Source organism: Mesorhizobium sp. NFR06, assembly GCF_900115245.1.
Classification (GTDB): domain Bacteria; phylum Pseudomonadota; class Alphaproteobacteria; order Rhizobiales; family Rhizobiaceae; genus Mesorhizobium.
In genome coordinates this window covers 1-16,782 of record NZ_FOVT01000036.1, presented here as the reverse complement: position 1 = coordinate 16,782, position 16,782 = coordinate 1, and the positions used below count along the sequence as shown (strand labels likewise).

The window sequence follows — 16,782 nt, the reverse complement described above, 5'->3', positions numbered from 1 at the left end:
TGTTCCTGGCCTATGTCGAGCAGGTGCTGGTCCCGACATTGTCGGATGGCGACGTAGTCGTCATGGACAACCTGCCCGCCCATAAGGCCGCCGGCGTGCGCGACGCGATTGAGGCCGCAGGCGCGAGCCTGCTCTACCTGCCGCCCTACAGTCCCGACTTCAATCCGATTGAGAACGCCTTCGCCAAACTCAAGGCGCTGTTGCGAGCAAAGGCCGAGAGAACCATCAAGGCTCTGTGGGACGCGGTCGGCGCGGTCGTCGACCTCTTCACCCCAGTCGAATGTGCCAACTACTTCAAAGCCGCAGGATATGAACCGGATTAAACAGGACGTGCTCTAGTTTTCGCGCTAGCGATGAATGCGAGTTCCATGAGGAGACAACCGCGTCCTGGTTCCTTCGCGGCGCCAGCCGGAAGATGGTCGACCCGACTCTCGCTTTCGAGAAGCCGGGCCGCAGAGGCGAGATCAGTAGCCGTTGTTCTCAATCACGACCGGATGGGGTCTGTGGACGTGACGGGTCGGAACGGAGCTGACGACGAGGACCGTATTGTGTCGGTGATGCCGATGCCAGGTGCGCTGGCACTGGTCATAGAATGCGAGCTGACCATGGTGCCGATGATGCAAACGCTGACCGTCTTCGTTAATCACAGTGTTATCCTGGCTGGTGTTGTGGTGCTTATGGTGGGTTTTGATGACCACGTAGGCCTCGGCTGCGGACGCCGCTGCAGGCATAGCAAAGGTCAGCGCCAAAGCGCTCAAAATCACAAACTTCATGGGAATTGCTCCGAAGGCGGAATGCCCTTCGTCACAACAACAGCGGGCGAACGCATTCGTTCCGCCCGGGTGGCGTCAAGACAATGGAACGGGAGTGATACCTCTACTTCTTAGCAGAGTTCGCATTCCAAATGTCCCCATGCAGCCGCCATTCGCCGTCGGCGCCCTTCTTCCAAACGACGATGTATTTGCCGATTTCCTCGCTGGTCTTGCCATCACTACCGGGAATCTTGATGGAGTAGGCGCCTCCTCATAGGCGAGATTGCCACTCTCCTCGACCTGCGCCGCTTTCAGGGTCAGATCAGTCAATCCTGCATCGATCCAGCCCTGCCACATCTTCTGAACACTTTTGCGGCCGGCGACCCGCTCTTCGTTGGGAGGAAACGCTAGCTGTGAGCTTTCAGGAGGTTGTCCATTCGGCCCGGGCCGGGAAAGCTGAGGTTGTCAAAGCTTCAGTGATTTCCGGAGGGCCGAATGAACATCCACAAGAATGCCCGTTTGACGCCGTCGGCACCACAAAAGTAAAGGTTCGGTCTTGAAATCATCGACGATTTTCGGACGAAGCGCTGCCATATATCAGCATTTGATGTGTGATTTCAATAACTTAGATAGGTTTTGGTAGCGGGGGACCGCGACATCTTGAGACCCACTATCGAGAAGGCACTCTTTTGCTATCGGCGACGCTCTGTCGAGAACGCAAACGTCGAAGATCGCCTGGGATAAGGTAACGTGGCCCATGGATCGCTTTGGTCAAACAGGAGTGCCCGAGGTGGGACGCTCCGGCAGCTTGCCGCACTAAGCCTTGGACTTGCGCTTGGCAGGAGCTTTTTTGGCTGGCGTAGGCTGTGGTTTGCGTCCGAGTCCCGCCGCCTTTGCGAGCCTTGATCTTTGAGCCGCGTAATTCGGCGCAACCATCGGGTAATCCGGCTTCAATCCCCATTTCTCGCGGTATTCATCCGGAGAGAGTCCGTAGTGTACCGAGAGATGCCGTTTTAGCGATTTGAATTTCTTCCCGTCTTCCAGACAAATGATGTAGTCCGGCGCTACCGACCGTTTCGGATTGATAGCTGGATCCTGCTTCGGTAGCTTGGCCGCATTCAACTGGCTAAGGCCCGTCAGTGACGAATGAATCGACGCGATGAGATCTGGCAACCCGGCAACGGGAAGTGGATTTTGGCTGACATAGGCAGAGACAATGTCTGCGGTCAGCCCGACGAGATCGGCCGTTTGGGCTTCGTTTTGATCGCTCAAGTATTCGCTCCTACAATACCGATAAAGCTCGCTTCATGCATCTGTCGTATACCGCAATTTTGAGCGATGCCGAGATAAATCCCACCAGCGGAAGCTGTGAGATGGCTCTCGCAGAGGCCAAGCTCTCCAGAGGGCATCCAATTCGCCTGGGGTTCTTGGATCGCCGACAAGGGCGGCTGCGTAGATGAATCCACCGGTCGGTACGACGATCCAACCTGGCTCTTCCTTCGGTGAACTGAAGCGCAGGCCCTCGCTGAGCCATTCTACGCTGAATGCCATCTAACCCCACCCGGTTATCGCCGGCTGTCCAGCGGGCCGACCAGCGCCCGCGGAAGACACCCTCGCTTCAGTGGCTCTCGAAGGTGAGCACGGTGTTCTCGAAGCGCCGCGCCGCTAGGTCGGCCGGACGGATCCAGTATTGCGCCGCGCCGGCGTCGCCCATGTGCCAGTCGAGCGCATTGTCCCAGCGAAGCTGGAGCAGAAGGATGTGCTCGGGCGCCATCAACTCGGCCGCGTCCTGGATGGCGACGCCGCGGCCCAGCATCTGGTGCTGTGCGTATGAGCCGTTCTTGCTGAAGTCTGGATCGCGCAGCACGCTGTGCCGGTAGCGGAGCGCCTCGACGACAGCGTCGGGCACCTGCGCGATCCCTTCCGGATCGGCGAGCGCGCTTTCGGCGCCTTCGACCGCCGCCCTTGCGATCCAGTCGTTCAGCACCATAGGCAAGCGCTTGTGTATATAGTAGCGCTCGAGCACACCTTCCGGCAGCGCGCCGGCGCGCAATTCCTCGAGCAGAGCAAGGAGGTCGGTCCGCTGGTTCTCGTCGAGCGCCTTGCCACGCTGGGCCTCTCCGGTCGTTGCCAGCTGAAAAATCCGCCAGCGGTCCTTTTCGAATTGCGCGTAGCGTTCGAGCAGGGCGGAGAGCCGCGACCCCTCCGGGTCCTCGAACCTTGCCGGCAGGGTGTCGAGCCGAGCCTTGATCCCGATGGTCTCCTCCTTGATGTATGACTTCAGGTAACCCAGCAGGACCTCCGCCGTCCGGCGGTTGGTCGGAAAACCCTCGAACGGGATCCAGAGCCGGTCCGTGGGCTTGTCGTGCGCGGAGAGCGCGTTGTTCCAGGAGACCGGCGCGCCGTGAAACGCGACGAGCTGCTGGCGGCGGCGCTGCTTGGCGACCTCCCATGGGAAGCCGTCGCCGGCATCCGGATCGCCTTCCTGCACCTCGGCGACGTCCTCCAACCAGCCGAGCTCGATCTCGATGCGCGGATAGAAGCGTGGATAGACCTTCTCCGGCTTGTCGTGCCAGGTCAGCCAGGGATGTCGGTAGCGGGCGTTCTCGGCGCCGTCGATCGGCTCCAGAAATCCGGGATTGTGCTGAGGACCCCAGTCCTTGCGGGCCTTGCCCTCGACGTAGCGGACGACGAAGTGGCTCGCATCGACGTCGAAATTGCCCGACATCGGCGCGAAGAAATAAAGATAGCCGTGCGCGGGGAGCACCGAGCGTGCCGGCCCGTCGGGCAGCGCGCCGAGGTCGACTTGGCCCATGAAGGTGAGCGGCTCGAGCAGCCCCTTGCGGTTGTGGACCATCGGCCAGTCCAGATCGTCGGGCGCCAGCGGCACGCCGCCGAAAAAGCTCATCGAGCGCTGCGGGTGGCGCGGCGGGAATACGTGGCGGATGGCAAGGCCGGCGCGCGAGGCGAGCGCGATCGCCGCGCGGTCGGCATCGCTGGTGGGCGGTGCCTTGCGCTTGACATGCGCGCGGATCTTCGCCTTGTGGGCATCGTCGGAGCGTTTGGCCTGCGCCTGGGACTCCGCCGCCATCTTTGCGGCGACGTCGCCGCCGGCAGCCTTGGTGCGAGGGCGAGCGAGGTCCGCGGCAGGGCGAGCCCGCCCGGCCGCGCGGGCATTCTCGCGAGAATCCGCCGCCTCGCGTTTCGTTCGAGCTTTACGCAGGCTGCGGCGAGCCTGAAGAAACGCCAGGCCGATCCCTACTATCGGGATGAGAAGCAGGAGCGTTCGGCGCAGGAGAAGCGGCTCGATCATCGCGCCGTTCCATGTCTCGACGCCGGCCAGCAGCATTATCATCGCGAATACCGCGACTAACAACGTGGCGACGAAGGTAAGGATGGCATCGAGCATTTGTGTCCCCGCCACGAGCTGTCGCGTCGAAAGTGACCCCGCACCGAAGATCGTATGGCTGCGACGTCAAGTCCAGCCTGTCGCACTCGACCGGATTCGTTGCCGCCCAAACCGGGGGTGGTCATGGTGGCCTTAGCAAGCAGATGAAGGTTGATAGGACCTGTACAGGGACAAAGTCCCATCCCTCAGCCTTCAACCGTAACAGTGCCCTCAACATGGGCATGGGCCTTGGACACAGTGAGCATGACTTCCTTAGTCACCAGCACCTTGGAGGATGGAACCATCACCGCGTCATGGATCGGCAGAGCGACAATCCCCTTGGCGCGAAGGCTAAGGAGAACGTCCACAAGAATGCTGCTCTCGATGAACTGAGCGTCGTGGCCAAGACCCTTGTGGAAATGATCTTTGATTAGTGGATGCTTGGCTTCGATGGCGTCGAGCACCTCGCCGATCCTGTCGGTCTTGCGAAACAGCGTCTTGGAGCCCTTGGGGAAGCGGTCTGGCCAGGCCTCAGCGAATATCATGGCGCTCATCACCTTCTTGATGCCATCTCTATGCTGGTTGTACCCGTGCATCTGATAGAGGTCGCCGGTGGCTGGGAGGTGGCCTGCCATGCCGTAGAGGATGCGGGCGCCCACTTGACCGTAGTCCAGCTCCACGGCCTTCTCTCCTGCGATCTTGAGCCCTTGCCGTCGCTCGTGCTTCCGTAGCTGCTGCCAGAAGCCTCCGAACATTCTGCCGCCACTGTCGAACCGCGCCTGGGTGAAGATACGACGCAACCGTCTGTCTCGGATGTCGAAAGCCGTGTGTGGCCCGAGAATGCCCAGAGGATCGTACCTCAGGTCGGCCGCCGCCAGCCACTGGTTGATCGTATCAAGCTCGTGACGGTAACGCTGTGTGGTAGGGGTGTCGACGTACTGCTCCAGCCCCCCTTCATCCCAATAGTCGCCAGCGTCCTTCAGTCGTTTGAGAATGATTGTCTCACTGTGCGGATGCTCGTCGAGGTCGTCCGTATCGATGTCGCCGTCATCCATTCGTGTCAGCAGGGTCGGACCCGGTCGAATAACCGTCGATTTGGAAGCGCCAGGTATCGGAGCGGCCTTATCCTGACGCACATAGCCCAGCTCGGGTTTGGCGAGGAGGTCCAGGATGCGCGGAAAGACCTTGCTGTAGGCTCGCGGCCTATACCGGCTCTTCATTCCCAAGACCCTGTTAGAGCGGGTGACATAAATTCCCTCGGGGTAGTCCACGAGGTGATGATGCATCAGGTCGGAAAGGATCGCATCTACCGTGAGGTCGAAGGTTTCTTGGTCTGTGGCCCGACGCTTGTTGCTCGTCAGCCCAGCACGCTGCTCGTAGTTCAGGAGCAACCTGATGGCTTCCGCTACAATGCCCTTGGCGTCGTCCGATGAAGCGAACCGATAGGCATTGAAAGGACGATCGCGTTCGTCATCTTCGTCATCTGAGGTCGCGATAAGCGAGGCTAGCGACAGAGGCAAATGAGCGCGGGCTGTGCCTGTCCCCGGTGTGATGATAGGTTGGGCTTCGACCTCGTTTGCCGGAGGCAAGGCAGTGGGTCTGTCTGTGAGGCCGGGGGGCATTCACTTTGGAACCTGAGGAGTTGAAGGTCCGCATCGAGATTGCGCTGGCTGGCGGTCGCCTCAGCCAATGGCAAAGACACTTCCTCGTCGACATTCACGCCCGTCTTGTGAAGTACGGCCCCAACACGAGGCTGACCGACAAGCAGCGCGCCAAGCTCTTCGAGGCTATCGGCTACGTCCCGCCAAGCAGCCCCGCACCACCGCAGCCACGACCGAACAAGTCTCAGTCACCAACTTGGAGACCGCGTCGCCGACGGAGCCCGGTTGTGCGCGAAACCCGGTATCTGGCCGGCCGGTTTGCCAGAGCCTTTGGGTTCGCCCTGGCTTTGGTCGTCGGTTCCCTCGTCTACTCCTACGTCCCCCACCCGCATACTACCTTCTCACGCGACCCCGGCTCCGCATTGCAAGACGCTGGAAGCCTGAAGCCATTGGCGAGGAGCCAGTTCACGATCACGGACGGTGATACCATTCGGCTCAGTGGTGCCGCGAAGGGAACCCGGTTGGTCGGCTTCAACGCGCCCGAAAGCATCGAGCCAAGGTGCGACGCTGAGGGAGACCTTGGGCGTCGAGCGAAGGCGCGCCTCAAAGAGCTGGTTGCTGCCGCGAAGCTGGAACTGAAGATGGTTCCGTGTTCTTGCCCGCCGGGGACAGAGGGCACTGGCGCCTGCAACTACGGGCGAAGCTGCGGGTCCCTCTTTGCCGATGGCCGCGATGTTGGGGATGTGTTGGTGTCAGAGGGGTTGGCCGTGCCGTTTGTCTGCGGGTCGACGAGTTGCCCGCCGACGCCCCGCCCGTGGTGTGGGTAAGGGCGTCCAGTCACCCTGCGGCGGCTGCCGTTCCTTCGAGGCGCTTGGCCAGCTTTGCAAGCGTCGAGCGTGAACAGTTTGTGGCTCTCACGATGGTGTTCCAGCTCTGGCCCTTCCGAAGCATGTTCATGATGGCCTCGTTGCGCTCTGCGTCCTCCGGCCGCCCCTTCATGCGCCCCTCGGCCTTCTTTGTTCCCCTGAGCCTGCCGGCGGCGTCGGTCGTCATAGTCCTTGCGGGCGATAGCGGCGAGCATGTCGAGCAGCATACCGTTGATGGCGTCGAACATGCGCCCGGTGAAGGCGTCCTCGGACTTCAGCATCATGTGCGAAGTTGGCAAGTCCAGCGCCACGACCTTGACCTCTCGGTCCTTGATCTCGCGCTTGAGCTGGTCCCAGTCCTTGTCCGACAGGCGGCTCAGGCGGTCGACCTGTTCCGTGAGCAGGATGTCGCCGGGCTTGCTATCCCTGAGCAGCCGCCGCTCAGAAATTTCCCCCAAAAATTCCGCCCGAATTAACAAATGATATTGCCGGGACGGAACTAAGATATGCGCCCGCCGTTGGGCCGGTTGTGCATGGGGTCCCGGGTGCCACCGAACGTCGTTCTGCTCGTCGAGGACGAGAGCATCGTTCTTATGGATGTCGAACACTCTCTCGAAGAGGCTGGGTTCGAGGTCATCGGCGTCACGAAGGGGGCCGATGCCTTGGCGACGTTCGACCGTGACCCGGAGCGCGTTGGTGCACTCGTAACGGACATAAGGCTCGGGAACGGTCCAACCGGCTGGGACGTCTCAACCTCGGTCAAATCTGTGCGCGGCGCGGGATAGCTCGCCAAAGCGAGGAGGCCGAAATGGTGGCTGCAAACCTGATCGCCTTTTATGAGGCCGGGCTGCGCGGATGGAATCGGTTCCATGGAAATGGCTCAGTCCTCATCCGTGGGTTTGCCATTCGGCGCGAGGATCGCATTAAGCAGCACATCTAGCGCACCTGTCGCAGCTTCTTGATCGAGGCCTGACAGCGGCACATTTGCTAGCTTAACGATCTCGCCAGTGGCGGCTTCGATGATTTCCCACAAGCCATCGTCGCTCTGCCGCATCTGATATTTGTCGGCCATAGCCGCACCATCTAGTAGCCCGAAGGTCAACGGGGTCGTATGGGGATGGTTGCGTCGTGCGGCGGGTTTCCAACGGTGACCTCTAATGGCGCTCTCATGGTTCTCCCCTCCGGTCCCCATAAGGGAAAGCCAAGCCCTCCGCTACAATGTCAACTCGGCCGAGGCAGCCGGCGAGTGCCTACTGCAGTGGACCAACAGAGGCCCGCTATGGCAGCCTGCGGTCAACCAGTGCATCAACGTCATGACTGGTCGTGGAGAGCCCGATGCTGTCAGGGATGCATTCCGTCTGGCAGCCGAGGAGGAGGGGGGTCTTACTGCCCCAAGTCAGGGACTACTGAGTACCTGTGCCCCTAAGCCACACCCTGGGAGAACGTAAGGGGACCTAGTGTACGCTTTCGAACCTTGATTTTTCCAGTAAGTGCGCCACAAGATCGTGCGTTTGGGTTCTGTCTCTCGCGGAGGATGAGATGGACGTTCAAGCGCCTACGAGGCCCGCAAAGCACACGGCCAGGGCGTTGGTTCGCGGAGCCCTTATGAGCTACCAGCCCGGCGGCATAGTGTCCGTGAAGGTGACCATTGCGGCGGTTCGCAAACTCGATCCCGATCTGTCTGAGACCGACTGCGAACTGGTCAGGATGATCGTTGAGGGGGCCACCGAAACGGCGCTGTTCGTGGCCTTCGATGTTCGCGACGCAGTACTCAGAGGGCGAGATTGATCGCGTCTTCATCTCCGATACGGTGCAAGAGTAGCACCGTCACGAAACCGATTTGCTCACTGAGGCAAGCGCCTTCTCAAGCGCCCGCCCAGCCACCGCAAGCCGCACCTCGTCGCCACCGTAGTCTTCCCCGACGCTGCCTGATGAGTGTCCAAGAATAATGTCTTGGTCCGACTTGGTGACGCCGGCCAGTCGCAGCCGGTCTTTCATCAGGTGACGAAGCGAATGTGTGGTGGCCTTAGGATCAGACACGCAGGCGCGGACATGCTTTCCGAGGGCAGCGGAGGCTGACGCGGGACCACGGGGTCGACCATAGGCAGGGAACAGCATTGTGGCTTTGCCGGCGGCCGTGACGGCTTCCTTTGCGGCCTCAAGAGCGTCGCCTATCAGAGGGACGTTGCGACGTGACACTTTATTCTTGATCCGGCGGTCATCATGCCACTCGACCGTGATGTGCGGAACGGCGTGGTCAAGGTGTACGTCCGCGACACGAAGGCCCGAAACCTCAGCGAGGCGGCACCCGGTTCCATTTAGAATTGTCCAAATGTGCCGAAGGTCCGTCTTGGCATGGTAGGCAATGCGGGCGGTTATGGCTGCAACCTCATCCAGGGTGAATGGGCGACGCTTGTCCTTGTCGGGCTCTGCCCTGTCCTTCGGCGCAGCCTCCAAGTTCATAAAGGGGTTGGTGGCGCCGGCTAAGTCAAATTCCCTTATGGCGTGATTGATGACGGCCCGGACCACGTTCAGGTAGCGGTCAACGGAAGACGCTTTGCGCCCAGCGAGCATGTGATCGCGAACGTCCTTGGCGTCCTCGCGCTTGAGGCTTGCCAGCTTGCGGTCTTTGCCAAGTGCCTCCATGACGAGCTTGAAGACCCGCTCAAGCTCCATCTGCTTCGTCTCGTCGTCCCCAACTCGCTCCTTAAGATAGAGCCTCTTGGCGTCCTCAAGGGTCGGGGCTGGCGTACCCGATGGGTTCAGCAGCAGCGCGCGCGCCAATGCGGTGTCCGCTTCAGTTGGGCGGAAATCGGGGAGGTCGTCGTCATCGTCGTCGTCGTCGACGCTGTCGAAATCTGGAACGTACTTGCGGACAAGCGCCTCGACGGCCTTCATTCTGGCTTGCCAGTCCTTGTCATGCTCGATCTCGTTGGCGCGGTGTGCGCTGACCTACAATGTGACGCGCATGCTCAACATCGTTGGCGTTGAACCTCTGGTCCGTCATTTGCGCAATGATCTGAAGGCTGCGCGTACCTCTTCTGAAAACAGCTTCGGCTCCTCCCAGGCGGCGAAATGTCCGCCACGTTCGGCTTCGCTGAAGTAGGCGAGGCCGGGGTACATAATCTCGACCCAACTTCGGGGCGCAGCAAAGATTTCGCCCGGGAACGTCGTAAATGCCACGGGGACCGCGACCACCGGTGGAGACTTGCCGGCCGCGCGGGCTGCGGCCTGTCCGGCCTCCCAGTACCACCGTGCGGCCGAGGTCCCAGTGCCCGTCAGCCAGTAGAGCGTGATGTTGTCGAGGATGCTGTCCCGGGTGAGATTGCCCGCAGGCTTACCCGCCACGAACGCTCGGGAAATCTTGTAGTAGCTGTCCGTGTCATGGTCGAGCATCCAACTCGCGAGCCCGATGGGTGAATTCAGCAAGGAGTAGCCGATCGTCTGTGGCCGCGTCGACTGCTCCAGGAAGTAGCCAAAGCCACTCGCCCTAAACGTCGCGGTCGCCTTCTGCGCCGCTCGTTCCTTCTCGGATTCTGCCGGCAGCTTGTCGGACATGGCCGCCACACCCGCGAGCAAGTTGACGTGGATCCCGAGAAGTCCCGTGGGCGCCTGGCGCCCCATTGCATCCGTTACTGCCGCCCCTACGTCACCACCCTGGGCGACGTAGCGCGTGTAGCCGAGGCGATCCATCAGCACCGCCCACGCACGCGCGATGCGGGCGGCGTCCCAGCCGAGTTCGGTCGGCTCACCCGAGAAGCCGTAGCCAGGCAAGGACGGCAGCACCAGGTGGAATGCATCGTCGGGAGTGCCACCGTTCTTGGTCGGGTCAGTCAGGGGACCGACGGTATCGAGGAGTTCGATGACCGAACCAGGCCAGCCGTGCGTCATGATCAGCGGCAGTGCGTTCTCATGCCGGGACTTGACGTGAATGAAATGGATCTTCACCCCGTCGATCACGGTCGTGAACTGTGGCAGCGCGTTCAGCCGTGCCTCGCACTTGCGCCAGTCGTACTCAGTCGACCAGTAGCGGGCGAGCGCCCGCAGCGTCGCCAGTTGCACACCCTGCGACCGATCCTCAACGAGCTCTTTGGTGGGCCAGCGTGTGGCCGCGAGGTGCTGGTGGAGATTAGCAAGGTCTTCGCCCCGGACATTGACGCTGAAGGGAAGAATTGCGTCGGCTTTGGTCGTACGAAGCGGGGACCCTCCTTGCTTCGATTGCGTGCGTTCGGCGACGAAATGAATTGGAAACAAGCTGACGGCACCAGTTGCGGCTGATCCTGCGAGGACGCTGCGCCGGGTGGGTGAAGAGGAGATTGTTATCATGTTCGGCCTCCTTGTTTACAAGCCCGCTCCCATACTAGTGAAACTGCGATGCGTCGGCCAGCTTCGCCGCCCGCACGATCTCGTCGGAAGGTCGTTGCGCGTAGCGAGCCGTGCCGGCGCTTCATGGCGATCCCCGGCGTTGGTCCGGTGACGGCGCTCTTGTTCATGACGGCGATCGACGATCCCGTCGCGCTTCCGCCGTTCGCGCGATGTCGCCGCCTACTTCGGGCTGACCTCGCGACGCTGGCAATCCGGCTCCACGATCGACATTCAGGGACGCATCTCGAAAGCCGGGGACGCAGACGTGCGGCGCGCGCTCTATGAGGCGGCGTCGGGATTGATGACGCGCTTCAAGGGCAGGGACAAGGTCAAGAGCTGGGGCAAGGAGATCGCCAAACGCCCCTGCCACCGCAAGGCTTGTGTGGCGGTAGCGCGCAAGCTGGCGGTGATCATGCACGCGATCTGGAGCGACGGCACGTTCTACGTCGGCGATCCGGCCGCGGGCTAGGCCGACGCCGCAGCGCGCGCGCATGGCAAGGCCCACAAGCTTCTCGGTGCACATCGACGAGCAGTGTGGCGGCAGTTGAAATGCATCACGTCCGCACTCTGACGGACGTGAATTGAACAAGGAGATCCGCTCCGGCGGATGAGGACCGATGCAGACCAGGAACGACGGAACGCACGTTATCCTGCCTGCGGCCGTGCCGAAGATGAGACGGCCGGACCGCGCTCGATTGCTTGTGACGCTGCTCCGTCAGTCCGATGGAAGAGTGCGCCACGACGGTTCGAGAGCTGCAAATAAGCAGCGCAACTACCCCGTCGCAGAGCGCGGAAGACTGCACGGCGCATCGGAACTCGACGCCCAAAAGCGGAATCGTAGCGCAGAGCATAGATTCATGTATTATCGTATCATTGAAGAGGAATGACGATGTAAGAAAGGTCATCTGAAGCACCACCGATTAAGATGGCAGGATAAAAGCGCGCACATTGCGCTACGGTTGTGTCGTTTGTTTTTCAACAGCTTAGAAGATGACTTTGCAATGTGCGCAAATTTACCGCGCATTCCGAGAATCGCGATTTCTCAGCCATTTCCAAGGCTTAACGCAATGTGCGGCGGCTTTGCCGACGCTTAAGGAGGGTAGGGCCGGGAAGGGGAGCGTGGTCAGCGACGACCCGCTGAGATAGCCCCTCGTCGGTTGATAACGAGCATAGTCAACGTGAGAACCTTCGCTGAACTGGCCAGCGGTGGCTCGCGATGGACAGTCGGCACGTCTGCCGCGCCCCCCTTCCCCGCTGCCCGACAGCGACGTTGCCGCGTCGGCCGTAGGATGGCGGCCGAGCGCAGGCTTGTCGGCCGTTGCCATCTTCCGCACTGCAGATGCATAGACCTCACGGCCCAATGGAGGCGCGCCGGTCGCGACACGTCCGCCACCAAATCGAAGCTTCCATCGCAAGGCGTTCGGTGCGGTATCTCCGAGATGCGCTGCGCGCCGTCCAGCCGTGCTAGCGCCGCCAGGTGTCGCTCCATGCTGACACGAATGCGCAAAGCGTCGTGTTACGGTTCCTTTTACGTCACTGGCCTGATCGCCATCAAAGCAAATGGGAGAGTTCGCCACGTCTAGGATCCAACCGCCGCGCCTTGCTCCTCGGCTCTGGCAGCGCAGTCGTCGCCTCGACAGGCGCGGCGACGGCGCTCGGTATTGAACCGCTAGGTCGAGACCGAGGACCGTCCGATAGTCTGCGAGCGCTGATTGAGGCGCACAAATTATGCTGCGTTCGGTGAGGCTCTGCATGACATGAGCGGCGGCAGCAGCGACTCCGACAAAGCCAGTCGGGAGGAGGAGAGGGCGCTGCTCGCCATCTGCGGCTACCCTGCGGTGGGGGAAGCGGACCGCCTGGCCAAGGCTCGGTATCTTTAGAGATCGAGGCGCGCGGTGAACTCGACCCGGCGGAGCATATGCAGGCCGTTCTCCGCTCTACGATGTGGAAGGGATGAGGCGACCGAGGCGCGGTGCGTCAGCTACTGAATGTCTGGTATGCGCCCAATGTCGGCCGTTGAGGCCAGCTTTGCCACCGACTGGAAGCAGACATCGCTCGGGACCATAGTAGAGGTCCCAGTTGCGCCATGTTCGGACTTAAGCGGGATAAGCGTGAACGTCTCATCTCAACCATTCCGTTACATTCCAGTCCAAACGGACGAAGGCGCGTCTCGGGTGCGCAATGAATCAAGCTTGCATCAAATCGACGCAAGCTACGTTGTCTCGGAACCGACGTAGATGGGTGCGATCTCAACCGCTCAGAGCGTCCAGCGCCCTTTGTGCCGCGATGAGGTCGACGATTGGATACCTAGTGTTAAATGTGTGGACCACCGCTTGTAGACGCGTCGCGGCCTCATGGACACGACCTTGACGTGCCAGAGCTGGTGCTAGTTGCGTTGCGGCGCGAAGCTCGAAGAGTCTCGCTTGCTGCCGACGGGCAGTGGCAATTGCTGCTTCGAATAGGTGCGCGGCTCCGGTCAGGTCATCTCGGCCCGCGGCTATTTGCCCACGAAGGCGAATACATTCTGCTAGATAGCTTGCCTCGTCCGTATCGAAAATGAGGGTATCGACATCATCAAGCATTTGCGATGCATCTTCGATGCGACCGGCCCGCAGGAGAAGATCACAAAGTTCGCATGCTTTCTCAGGGGTATGAAATACGACGCCCTGCCCACGCCAAAGAACCACACTCTCCCGGACGTCATCGATGCCGGCATCCAGATCACCTAGATGCGAGCGGGCATGGCCACGCCACCTAATGCCGCTGCTTCGACGCGCCGTGTAGCCATGCCGTTCGCAAATCTCGACGATCTTCGTAGCGTTATCGAGTAATTCTTCGTATTGGCCGAGTAGCGCGCACAATTGGCACTGCACGAGAAGATGCCACGCGAGGTCGAAGGGCTTATCGAGCTGGTCAAAATTTCGCATCAGGCGCTCTTTCTCTTCGACTGCAGCATCAAAGAAACCCAATATCATCAGCGAATCGCTAAAATATTCCTGGGCAGACACACGTTGATCTGCACCGGCGAACGAAATGCGACGACTTGGGTCAACCCGATCAATCAGATCTAAGGCCTTTCGCAAGGCCTCCGCTGCCAGCGGCTCTTCTCCCCGGTTGGAATGAGCGATCCCCTTTGTTGCCCAAAGACCACTCAGATAGGCCGTTGGAAGGCGATCGGCACCGTTTGCGAGCTGCTCGTCGGCCAGGGTCAGATAATCGTGATTGCGCCCAGTGGCATAAAAAAATGGAGCGAGTGAAAGCGCAACGTCACATTGCAATTCGACCGATGCCGTGTTCGCGGCGGCAACACGTGCATCTTCAAGCGTCTTCCCAAGGCGCTCAGAACGATACCCTTCAGCCTGCATCAAGGCATTGGCCATCGCAAGGTGGAGATGTGTCATCCGTTCGGCGCCGCCGGAGACATCGCCAAGTCTCGTGCTGCAATCAATAGCGTTGCTAAAGTGCGACACGGCTTCACGAGTGGCCGCTCTGGCCAGGGCGGCCTCTCCCGCCTTTTGCCAGTGATCGACCGCGGCCGCCCAATCCCCAGCTTCCTGAAGGTGGTGCGCGAGGAGCTCGGGTTGCGCTTCAGTGATTTCGGTCCACTTTTCCTCCAACACATCTGCGACACGCTTATGTAGGTCCTGGCGTTTGGCGCGCAGCAGCGTGCCATACGCTGCGTCCTGAACGAGCGCATGCTTGAAGAGGTAAGTGGCCAGTGGCCGCGTCCCGCGGCAGAACACCAGACCGGCGCCGACGAGTTGATCCAGCGCGCCAGTTAGATCAGCGGCATTTCGCTGTGCGACTGCTGCCAGCAATTCGTAGGAGAACTCCCGACCGAGAACCGCGCCGATTTGTGCGACCTCCTTAACAGTTGAGCCGAGGCGATCAAGTCGCGCCATCAACGAGGCATGCAGCGTGGCGGGAACGTTCAACGCCGTCGCACCAGCTCTTGAGAGCACTGCCCTGGCGTTGCCGCCCTCCAACACGGCCTTGGTCAGCTCCTCGACGAACAGTGGCACCCCATCAGTGCGCTCGATGATCTCGGCGACAACATCGCTTGGAAGCTCTGCGTTGCCGACGACCCGCTGGACGAGCGCGGCGCCTTCGCGACGGTCCAGCCGGCTGAGAGCAAGCAGTGTGACATGTGCCTGCCCGGTCCATGGCGGATGAAACTCCGCGCGGAAGGTGACGACCAGCAGCACCGGCAAGCGCGGCACCCGCTCGATGACAAGGTCGAGCAGCTCGCGCGAGCTGGGGTCGATCCAGTGCACATCCTCGAAGAGCATGAGCACCGGACCCTTTCGCGCCAGGTCTTCGAGCTGCCGGAGCAGCGCATCGAAGGTTTTCTCTTTCTTACGCTGGGGCGTCAGTTGGAGAGGCGGGAAGCGGCCTTCGGTCGGCAACGACAGCAGCTCGGCCAGCAGCGCCCCGTCCTCCGGCGAGGCCGGGGCAAGCAGGGGGCCAAGCTTATCCAGCTTCCTCTCAGGTGAGTCGTCGCGCTCCAACCCGGCGGCACGTTCTAGCTGCGCAATGGTCGGGTGGAGCGCGCTGTCTTGATGGTGCGGCGAACAGAAATAGCGCAAGCGGGTGTGTGGCTCGTTCTGGATCCGCTCCTGCAAGGTGACGGTGAGGCGCGACTTTCCGATTCCGGGCTCGCCTGAGAGCAGCACCACGCGACCTTCACCACTTTTCGCGCGATGCCAGTGGCGCTGCAGCAGGTCGACCTCCTCCTCACGCCCGACCAGCGGCGTGGCCGTCGTCCCACGCAGCGCCTCGAAGCGGCTTTCGACGGCGCTCTCGCGAACCACTTGATAGGGATGGATCGGCTCCGGAAAGCCTTTCACCTCGACGGCACCAAGATCGCGATACTCGAAAAGATCTCCGACCAGCTGCCGCGTTTGCGGCCCGATCACGACCGCGTCGGGTTCGGCGAGAGTTTGCAGGCGGGCGGCGAGATTCGGCGTCTCACCCACGACGCCGCGCTCTTGCCCTTCGCCGGCGGTGATCAGATCGCCTACGACGACCTGTCCGGTGGCAATGCCGATACGAGCCCGCAATGGTTCTAGCTCTTGGAGTCGCCTAATGGCATCGACGACAGCGAGGCCAGCGCGCACCCCCTGCTCGGCGGCGTTCTCGTGCGCCTGCGGGTAGCCGAAATACACCAGAACTCCATCGCCCATATACTTGGCGACATACCCGCCGAAGCGGGCGACCGTATCGGCGACACAGCGGTGATACGCTCCCATGATCTCGCGCAGGTCCTCGGGATCCAGACGCGTCGCCAGCGCCGTCGAGCCGACGAGATCCACGAACATGACGGTCAACTGTCGACGCTCTGCGCCTAGCTCCTGGGCGCGGCTCTGAGCCGCGATGTCATCGGTGCTTGCGATGGGATGGCTTGAGGACGGCCCCAGCCCCACTACCGCCTTGCGGAATCGCTTGCGATGGCCGAGGAGCATACCGAGCTTCTCGAGGTCGGCATCGGTCAGCTCCGGCAGGACTTCCGCGTCGATCGCGTTGTCGCGAAATACCTGTTCGTATTGCTGGAGGCCGAGGCCTCGCAACCAAGCGGCGACGTCCACACAGCTCTCCCAAGGCTGAATGCGGGTCCCTCAGCCGCAATATTAACTCAGATGCCAGGGAAATGCTGTAGACTCGGGTTTCTGTCGAAGCTGGCGGCCCCGAAGAATTGGAGGCTTGGAATCCGTCACCCGTGCGCCTCGCAAAAAGCCATTTCAATCCAGCGACGGCTATTTGCAGCCATGCTCGGCGATGGTCGCCTTCCAGTCCGCCGCTATTCCGTCGAG

The 16,782-nt window shown here is 61.2% G+C and carries 11 protein-coding genes and 2 pseudogenes; 4 read left to right on the top strand and 9 right to left on the bottom strand.

The features are described from left to right. Positions 1 to 323 (top strand): transposase (locus F3H96_RS30270; protein WP_149805280.1); only part of this gene is annotated, 323 nt, incomplete at its 5' end. Positions 324 to 464: 141 nt separating this feature from the next. Here F3H96_RS30270 and F3H96_RS30265 read toward each other — a convergent pair. The 5 genes and pseudogenes from F3H96_RS30265 to F3H96_RS30925 form a co-directional block, all read right to left on the bottom strand. Then, positions 465 to 773 carry a hypothetical protein gene (locus tag F3H96_RS30265; RefSeq protein ID WP_149805279.1) on the bottom strand — a complete coding sequence of 103 codons (309 nt, stop codon included), beginning with the start codon at positions 771 to 773 and terminating at the stop codon, positions 465 to 467. A 795-nt stretch (positions 774 to 1,568) separates the two neighbouring features. Next, positions 1,569 to 2,024, bottom strand: a complete 456-nt coding sequence (locus F3H96_RS30260) for a MucR family transcriptional regulator (RefSeq protein ID WP_149805278.1) — start codon at positions 2,022 to 2,024, stop codon at positions 1,569 to 1,571. Positions 2,025 to 2,370: 346 nt separating this feature from the next. Then, on the bottom strand, positions 2,371 to 4,161 hold the full coding sequence (locus F3H96_RS30255) for a DUF1963 domain-containing protein (protein WP_149805277.1): 1,791 nt from the start codon (positions 4,159 to 4,161) through the stop codon (positions 2,371 to 2,373). A 185-nt stretch (positions 4,162 to 4,346) separates the two neighbouring features. Then, positions 4,347 to 5,729, bottom strand: coding sequence for a hypothetical protein (locus F3H96_RS30250; protein ID WP_244620227.1), 1,383 nt, complete (start codon positions 5,727 to 5,729; stop codon positions 4,347 to 4,349). Positions 5,730 to 6,578: 849 nt separating this feature from the next. Further along, positions 6,579 to 7,044 (bottom strand): annotated as a pseudogene (locus tag F3H96_RS30925) (helix-turn-helix domain-containing protein); the annotation flags it as partial. A gap of 108 nt (positions 7,045 to 7,152) precedes the next feature. Between F3H96_RS30925 and F3H96_RS30235 the strand changes: the two are divergent. Continuing rightward, positions 7,153 to 7,392, top strand: coding sequence for a hypothetical protein (locus tag F3H96_RS30235; protein ID WP_188131605.1), 240 nt, complete (start codon positions 7,153 to 7,155; stop codon positions 7,390 to 7,392). A gap of 95 nt (positions 7,393 to 7,487) precedes the next feature. On the opposite strand, the gene F3H96_RS30230 is transcribed toward F3H96_RS30235, so the two are convergent. Beyond that, positions 7,488 to 7,679, bottom strand: a complete 192-nt coding sequence (locus tag F3H96_RS30230; RefSeq protein WP_149805275.1) for a hypothetical protein — start codon at positions 7,677 to 7,679, stop codon at positions 7,488 to 7,490. 533 nt (positions 7,680 to 8,212) lie between these two features. On the opposite strand from F3H96_RS30230, the gene F3H96_RS30220 reads away from it, so the two are divergent. Further along, entirely contained in the window at positions 8,213 to 8,395 is a 183-nt protein-coding gene (locus tag F3H96_RS30220) for a hypothetical protein (protein ID WP_244620226.1), read from the top strand. A 39-nt stretch (positions 8,396 to 8,434) separates the two neighbouring features. Here F3H96_RS30220 and F3H96_RS30215 read toward each other — a convergent pair whose 3' ends face one another. Together F3H96_RS30215 and F3H96_RS30210 are read right to left on the bottom strand one after the other, a co-directional pair. Next, positions 8,435 to 9,505: a tyrosine-type recombinase/integrase gene (locus tag F3H96_RS30215; RefSeq protein ID WP_149805272.1), complete on the bottom strand. Its 1,071-nt coding sequence runs from the start codon at positions 9,503 to 9,505 to the stop codon at positions 8,435 to 8,437. Between the two features lie 105 nt (positions 9,506 to 9,610). Further along, positions 9,611 to 10,933, bottom strand: coding sequence for an epoxide hydrolase family protein (locus F3H96_RS30210; protein ID WP_149805271.1), 1,323 nt, complete (start codon positions 10,931 to 10,933; stop codon positions 9,611 to 9,613). An 87-nt stretch (positions 10,934 to 11,020) separates the two neighbouring features. Here F3H96_RS30210 and F3H96_RS30205 point away from each other — a divergent pair. Continuing rightward, positions 11,021 to 11,441 (top strand): annotated as a pseudogene (locus tag F3H96_RS30205) (transposase); the annotation flags it as partial. Between the two features lie 1,780 nt (positions 11,442 to 13,221). Here F3H96_RS30205 and F3H96_RS30195 read toward each other — a convergent pair. Then, positions 13,222 to 16,557, bottom strand: coding sequence for an AAA family ATPase (locus F3H96_RS30195; RefSeq protein WP_149805270.1), 3,336 nt, complete (start codon positions 16,555 to 16,557; stop codon positions 13,222 to 13,224). Positions 16,558 to 16,782 lie beyond the last annotated feature (225 nt).

Coding starts and splice junctions, on each gene's coding strand:
- F3H96_RS30265 (WP_149805279.1), bottom strand. CDS start 773: ATGAAGTTTGTGATTTTGAGCGCTTTGGCGCTGACCTTTGCTATGCCT.
- F3H96_RS30255 (WP_149805277.1), bottom strand. CDS start 4,161: ATGCTCGATGCCATCCTTACCTTCGTCGCCACGTTGTTAGTCGCGGTA.
- F3H96_RS30230 (WP_149805275.1), bottom strand. CDS start 7,679: ATGGCCGACAAATATCAGATGCGGCAGAGCGACGATGGCTTGTGGGAA.
- F3H96_RS30220 (WP_244620226.1), top strand. CDS start 8,213: ATGAGCTACCAGCCCGGCGGCATAGTGTCCGTGAAGGTGACCATTGCG.
- F3H96_RS30215 (WP_149805272.1), bottom strand. CDS start 9,505: ATGAAGGCCGTCGAGGCGCTTGTCCGCAAGTACGTTCCAGATTTCGAC.
- F3H96_RS30210 (WP_149805271.1), bottom strand. CDS start 10,933: ATGATAACAATCTCCTCTTCACCCACCCGGCGCAGCGTCCTCGCAGGA.